Origin of the sequence: Brunnivagina elsteri CCALA 953, assembly GCF_002289455.1 — a bacterium.
Classification (GTDB): domain Bacteria; phylum Cyanobacteriota; class Cyanobacteriia; order Cyanobacteriales; family Nostocaceae; genus Brunnivagina; species Brunnivagina elsteri.
In genome coordinates, this window is record NZ_NTFS01000404.1 from 1 (window position 1) to 5,847 (window position 5,847).

General features: G+C 40.6%; 4 protein-coding genes, 1 tRNA gene and 1 pseudogene. 4 read left to right on the forward strand and 2 right to left on the reverse strand.

Annotation, left to right across the window (positions count from 1 at the left end):
* Positions 1–365: pseudogene (locus CK510_RS24990) on the reverse strand (hypothetical protein); the annotation flags it as partial.
* 318 nt (positions 366–683) lie between these two features.
* Here CK510_RS24990 and CK510_RS24995 point away from each other — a divergent pair.
* The 4 genes from CK510_RS24995 to CK510_RS25010 all read left to right on the forward strand — a co-directional run bounded on the left by CK510_RS24995 (position 684) and on the right by CK510_RS25010 (position 4,404).
* Positions 684–1,604, forward strand: a complete 921-nt coding sequence (locus CK510_RS24995) for a PhzF family protein (RefSeq protein WP_095724254.1) — start codon at positions 684–686, stop codon at positions 1,602–1,604.
* Between the two features lie 205 nt (positions 1,605–1,809).
* Complete coding sequence (gene pds, locus CK510_RS25000; RefSeq protein ID WP_095724255.1) at positions 1,810–3,255, forward strand: 15-cis-phytoene desaturase; 1,446 nt, start codon at positions 1,810–1,812, stop codon at positions 3,253–3,255.
* Positions 3,239–4,171: a 15-cis-phytoene synthase CrtB gene (crtB, locus tag CK510_RS25005; protein WP_095724256.1), complete on the forward strand. Its 933-nt coding sequence runs from the start codon at positions 3,239–3,241 to the stop codon at positions 4,169–4,171. The genes pds and crtB overlap by 17 nt, the downstream gene beginning before the upstream one ends.
* A 141-nt stretch (positions 4,172–4,312) precedes the next feature.
* Positions 4,313–4,404, forward strand: a tRNA-Ser gene (locus tag CK510_RS25010).
* A 187-nt stretch (positions 4,405–4,591) separates the two neighbouring features.
* On the opposite strand, the gene CK510_RS25015 is transcribed toward CK510_RS25010, so the two are convergent.
* Complete coding sequence (locus CK510_RS25015) at positions 4,592–5,314, reverse strand: hypothetical protein (protein WP_095724257.1); 723 nt, start codon at positions 5,312–5,314, stop codon at positions 4,592–4,594.
* Positions 5,315–5,847 lie beyond the last annotated feature (533 nt).

Consider the following 5,847-nt stretch of genomic DNA (forward strand, 5'->3'; position numbering starts at 1 on the left):
TTTTGTTCAGCTAATTTTTCCTCTACTGCCGAACAAAATTGATTCTGACCAACTGTGATTCCTACTTTTGTTTGATTGGAAACTTGAGTTTGCTGTACCTGAGATTCTTTCTCACCCCAATCAATATTAAAGAATCTGGTTGGTAGTACAGTTGCCCTAATAGTTAAAATTTGTCGCTGGGGTAAAACCAGTAAATAGCGAGAGCTATTCCCCAGTTTCCCTAAACTAGATGATAGTTTTGGCGTTGAGACGTTTGCCGTACTGTTTGCAGGCAAGTGTTGAGTCAAAGACAATAAAGAAGCAGCCCAAGATGTCACCAAAAATGTTGTGGGAAATGTTACAGAAAAAAATCCGAAAATTAGCATGGGTTACGATCAATTTTGTAATGACAGCACCTTCGTAGATGCAAATACATTCCAGACAAAGAATAATTAATTAAAGCTTGAATCACCAAAAGAACACACCTTGCCTAAAAGAACAGACCCTAGCCAAACAATAAAATCTGGGATGATCCCCAGCAGAAATCATAATATCTTGTCTCCAGGAAACTAGCAAATACAACTTTTGGATATTGTTCCCCAAAAACTCTCTTTTTATATTTAAATTTTTTATCTATTTATTTTTTGATGCAGTAATTTATGTAAAGATAATTTTAGTTTTAATAGTCTTAATACTGATTTTTTATGAAAAAAAGTCTCAAATATTACATAGTCGATGTCTTTGCAGAAGCTAAATATACCGGAAACCAATTGGCGGTTTTTACCAACGCCAGTGGCTTAAATCAGGAGCAAATGCAAGCTATAGCTAGAGAGATAAATTATTCAGAAACCACATTTATCATTTCAAAGCAAGCGATGTCTGACGACAAGCCACTTCGTGTCTACGCAGATAAATACGATGTAAGAATATTTACACCAAGTCAAGAGATACCGTTTGCAGGTCATCCAACCTTAGGAACAGCTTATATACTCCAGCAAGAGATTATTAATCAATCTATCGAACGGGTGATTTTGAATTTAAAAGTTGGGGAAATAACAGTAAATATCGATCGCAGTGGTAGCGAACCGTGCTTGTGGATGCAGCAAAAAATACCTATCTTTAGCAAAATATTTTCTGTAGAGAAAATTGTTGAAGTTTTACAGTTAAATATTCATGAAATTGATGCCAGTTATCCCATTCAGGAAGTTTCTACTGGTTTACCTTTTATAATTGTGCCTGTAAAAGCTCTTCATTCACTAAAGCGGATAAAAGTCAATCTCGATAAATATAACGAGCTAATTCAATACACCGATGCGAAATGTCTGCTGGTGTTTTGCCCAGAAACTTATCATCAAGAGAATAATTTAAATGTGCGTGTTTTCTGCCCCTACTTAGGTATTCCAGAAGACCCAGCTACAGGTAGTGCAAATGGTTGTTTGGCAGCGTATTTAGTCGAACATTCATATTTTGGTAGAAGTAAAATTAACCTACGGGTAGAACAGGGTTATGAAATTAACAGACCATCTCTACTGTTATTAAAAGCCAGCAAAAACCCATCAAACGAAGCAATAGAAGTATCTGTTGGAGGAAAAGTGATTATGGTTGCAAAAGGGGAGTTTTTGTAGTAATTGGACAGAGTATCTGTTATAGATTAAATAATAAAGTTTAATAGTTTTTGGGTTTGATTTTTTGGTATTAATACTCACTTCCCATTGTCCAGTCTCCACTGCCTATTGTTCAATACTCGAAAACAAAATACCAAATGTAACGGAATGCAACGTATAATGAGAACGGCAAAACCGTTAAGAAATATTGAAGAAAGTAAAGTAAATGCGAGTAGCAATCGCCGGAGCGGGTCTAGCAGGACTTTCCTGTGCTAAATATCTCACTGATGCGGGTTATACTCCCATTGTCCTGGAAAGTCGGGACGTACTGGGAGGCTTAGTAGCAGCTTGGAAAGACAAAGACGGTGACTGGTACGAAACCGGGTTGCATGTATTCTTTGGCGCATACCCTAATGTATTGCAGCTTTTCAAAGAACTGGGAATCGAAGATAGGCTGCAATGGAAAGAACATACGATGATTTTCAATCAGCCGGAAAAACCAGGTACCTACAGTCGATTTGATTTTCCCAATTTGCCAGCACCCTTAAATGGGATTGTGGCGATTTTGCGTAACAACGATATGCTCAGTTGGGGCGAAAAAATCCAGTTAGCAAAAGGGTTAGTTCCAGCAATGCTGCGGGGACAAAAGTATGTTGACTCCACCGATAACCTGACATTTTCCGCATGGCTGAAGCAGCAAGGTGTTGGTGATGATGTCGAGCAGGGTATATTTATTGCGGCGGCAAAGTCGCTTAATTTTATCGACCCAGATGAAATATCTGCCTTAGTACTGTTGACAGCACTAAATAAATTTCTCCAGCAAAAGAATGGCTCACAAGTGGCATTTTTGGATGGTTCACCAACCGAACGTTTGTGTCAACCAATAGTAGACCACATTACAAAACGTGGTGGCGAAGTTAAGTTAAATGCTCCCTTAAAAGAAATTCAACTTAATCAAGACGGCAGCGTTAAAGGATTCTTGATTCGGGGGCTAAATGGGGCAGATGATGAACTAGTCACTGCTGACCTTTATGTTTCAGCAATGTCCGTTGATGCCATGAAGGTGATGTTACCTAAACCCTGGCAGGAAAACGAATTTTTCCAGAAACTCGAAGGCTTAGAAGGGGTTCCAGTCATTAACATCCATCTTTGGTATGACCGGAAACTGACAGATATAGATAACTTATTGTTCTCGCGATCGCAACTCCTCAGCGTATATGCTGACATGAGTAACACCTGCAAGGAATACGCCAATCCCGACCGTTCAATGCTGGAATTTGTTTTTGCACCAGCAAAAGACTGGATCGACAAATCCGAAGAGGAAATACTCAAAGCTACCCTTGTAGAATTGGAAACACTCTTTCCCCAGCACTTCGGAGGCGAAAACCCAGCAAAGCTTGTCAAATATAAAGTTGTGAAAACTCCCCGCTCGGTTTACAAAGCAATACCAGGTTGCCAAGAATACCGACCAACCCAAGTAACTCCAGTTTCCAACTTCTATCTTGCCGGAAGTTACACCATGCAGCCTTTCCTTGGCAGTATGGAAGGTGCCGTACTTTCTGGTAAACTGACAGCGCAGGCGATAAACAACGCCCAAGCAACCCTAGAGGCAAAGTCCTCAAGTAAGCCAACGTCAACACTCCAGCCTGCAACGAATGCTGCAACTGCCTGATTCCCCCCCACGCATGAAAATCTCCGTCTCTGCGGATGAGTCCTACAATTTATGTCGCCAACTCACGGCAAAATATGCCAAGACCTTTTATCTTGGAACTTTGTTAATGAGTCCGCCAAAACGGCGAGCAATTTGGGCGATTTATGCTTGGTGTCGCCGTACCGACGAATTAGTTGATGGTCCAGCAGCTGCCATGACCACACCCGAAACCCTCGATCGATGGGAAAAGCAGCTGGAGTCAATTTTTGCAGGTCATCCAGGAGATGATTTGGATGTCGCGCTGGTAGACACTCTCGAATCTTTCCCCATCGACATCGAACCATTTCGCGAGATGATTGCCGGACAACGGATGGACTTATTCCGCAGCCGTTATCAAACTTTCGATGATTTATACCTTTATTGCTATCGTGTCGCTGGCACAGTTGGTTTAATGTCAACTGCGGTTATGGGTATCGATCGCAAACAAAATACAGCTCCCTGGAATATTAATCGTCAGCCCTATATTCCCAGCCAGGAAGCTGTAGCACTGGGTATTGCTAACCAACTCACTAACATTCTCCGTGATGTCGGTGAAGATGCCCAAAGAGAACGAATATATCTTCCTCAAGAAGACCTCGCACGGTTTAACTACACCGAAGACGACTTGCTTAAAGGAGTCGTTGACGATCGTTGGCGTGCTTTAATGCGCTTTCAAATTGACCGTGCCCGTGAATTTTATACTAAAGCAGAAAGAGGAATCACTTATCTATCTCCCGATGCTCGGCTGCCAGTTTGGGCTGCAACCATTCATTACAGCCGTATTTTAGGAAAAATTGAGCGCAACGACTATGACGTTTTTTCCCAACGCGCCTATGTACCGCAGTGGCAGAAATTACGCAGTTTACCCGTTGCGTGGGTGCGATCGCAAGTCCTCTAACCAAGGGAAAGGGCAATATAAGCAAGCTACGTAATCCTCGCTCTACAAAAAGCTAAAGCTACGTAATTGCCCAATGCCCAAACCCTAATTATTTAGTTGACATTTACCAAAGGATAATATAAATTAGTTATTCGTAGACCTGGAGAGGTGGCTGAGTGGTCGAAAGCGGCAGATTGCTAATCTGTTGTACGGCAGGTAACTCCGTACCGAGGGTTCGAATCCCTCCCTCTCCGTTTCCAAACTATAAATCATTAAGTTTGTCAAGATAGAGACACAAGTTACTGTGTCTCTATTTAGCTTTGATATGGGTGAAATACATCTATCTTACTCCCCTTCCCCACAAGGGAAGGGGCTGGGGGTTAGGTCAATGTGTTGGATGTTGGATGTAACCGAGAACCCCTATATTTAATTTTTAACTTTCTACAATCCCCGGAAATTGTAGCCAATCCCTAACAACAAACCAACATCTGTTTGGTCAAAGAAGGCAGCATTAACCGCAGCAGTTGCCGTAAATTGCTGATTTAAGGGTATGTCAACACCACCCGATACCAAAAAACCAATCCTTGACTCATCGTTACCAGTTTTGATTGCAGCACCGACTCCAACATAGGGAGCAAATGGTAATGGTTCAGCAAATGGATCTTCTGATGACTGCGCGGAAAAATCATAGGTGACGGGAATGAGAATTGCTGTATTATCGCTAAATACCGCAGAAGGACGTACCGAAATAGTTCTTGTCAACCCGATTTTGCTGATGACGGCAAAGTTTCCATCACCTAAAGCCGAGTCTCCACCTCCGATACCAATATTACCAGCAACCCCAACATAACTAGAACCACCGCGAGTCACCCGACCTGGATTGATATCTGCTTGAGCGATTTGTTTAGATGGTGATTGATTACTGGCAGTTTGATTGCCAGTATTAGGGGTTGTTATAGTGGCTGTAGAATTGGCAAAGGCTGCTGAAGTAGTGGCAACAGTTCCTGGAATAGGTACAACGTTATTAGATGCTCGACTAGCTGCTTGATTATTGCCTATGACGTTTGCGGTTTGAGCAACTGCCGAAGAATTGCTTCCCAGCAACACCACAGATGCTAAAGTCAGCAAACACAAGATTTGATTCTGAGAAAAAATATTGTTCACATTCACTCCTTAAAAAAACACTGCCACAATAAATCTCAGTTCAGTTATTGGACATAGATTTTTGGCGATATTTCCCATTAAACAACAAAAAAACAATTTCCACATCCGCTAGAAGATAGGCACGTAGGAAATTAGCTACAAAGATTTATCATATTAATTCCTTAATTAAACGGTTGACAAAATTAAATCTATTAAAATGATGGAAGACTGGGAATGAGTTTTGCCAGTATCGAATTACTGTAAATTTAGGCTAAAATTCGATGCAGCTTCACAATTAATTGGTATGAGCTTGTATTTTTAGATTTTTCTGAGAATTTATCTAAAATTTAAAATTTTTGAAAAAATGCATTTAGGTTATAAAGTTTTAATTTTTTATAAAACTATAAGCTGATTTCAGCTACTTGCTTGATATCAAAATAAGGTAAATAGAATTAAAGGAATGTAGCCTTTATCTAACTTTCATACATCTATTAGTAAAAGCCATTAGATAAAAACAATGAAACGATTAGAGAGTAAGTTTAGAACATCAGTAA